The organism is Psychrobacter sp. 1U2 (genome assembly GCF_051847575.1).
Genome location: NZ_JBPYDC010000471.1, coordinates 1 through 1044 on the forward strand (window position 1 = coordinate 1; position 1044 = coordinate 1044).

The following is a 1044-nucleotide window of genomic DNA, read 5'->3' on the forward strand; positions in this document are numbered from 1 at the left end:
TACTACAAAGATAAAAAGTACAATCAAGTTCATTTGACCTTGATTGACCTGTTCAATAGACTGCGAAATCATTCCAGGAGTTCCAGCAACAATACTCGCAAAAATCAACATTGAGATACCGTTACCTACACCACGTTCTGTAATCTGCTCACCAAGCCACATTAAAAACATAGCGCCTGCTACCAACGAAGTAACTGCAGGAATATAAAAGGTAAGACCAGTAGATAATGTTAAATTTTGACTGATTAAGCCAGCACACATTCCCAACGACTGTACTAAAGCTAAAGCAAGTGTTCCTTGGCGGGTATACTTATTTAGCTTACGTCGTCCTGCTTCACCTTCTTTCTTAAGCGCTTCAAGCGATGGCACTACCGCAGACATCATCTGTACAATAATTGACGCCGAGATGTATGGCATAATACCAAGTGCCATAATAGACATACGTTCAAGCGCACCACCCGAGAACATATTAAACATGCTTAATATGGTGTTTTCGTTACGCGAGAATAGATCAGCTAAATTGACCGGATTAATACCTGGTACTGGAATATGCGACCCTAAACGATAAACAATCAATGCGCCGATTAAGAATAATAAGCGTGTCCAAAGCTCATCATATTTACGTATGAAAGCAAATGGATTAAGCGGTATACCAGACGATGACATTGATTGTTTTGACACGTTACTACTCCTCGATGCTACCACCAGCAGCTTCGATTGCTTGCTTAGCGCCTTTAGTTACTTTGATACCTTTAAAGGTATAAGCTTTAGTAACTTCGCCTGATAGCATGATACGAGCACGCTTCATATCGCGACGAATAAGGTTAGCAGCCTTAAGAGTTTCTAAGCTAACTACATCACCTTCGATTTTATTCAGCTCAGACAAACGGACTTCAGCAGTCGTCATTGCCATTTTACTAGTAAAACCAAATTTTGGTAGACGGCGATACAAAGGCATCTGACCACCTTCAAATCCTGAGCGAATGCTAGAACCTGAGCGTGATTTTTGTCCTTTTACACCACGGCCACCAGTCTTACCAAGAC

At 41.2% G+C, this 1044-nt stretch carries 2 protein-coding genes; both read right to left on the reverse strand.

Going from position 1 to position 1044, the window contains the following annotated elements; genetic code table 11:
• Positions 1 to 666: preprotein translocase subunit SecY (locus ACS8FD_RS16650; protein ID WP_439276658.1), on the reverse strand; the 666-nt coding region annotated here is incomplete at its 3' end.
• Positions 667 to 685: 19 nt separating this feature from the next.
• A partial coding sequence (gene rplO, locus ACS8FD_RS16655; protein WP_439276657.1) for a 50S ribosomal protein L15 occupies positions 686 to 1044 on the reverse strand: 359 nt, incomplete at its 5' end.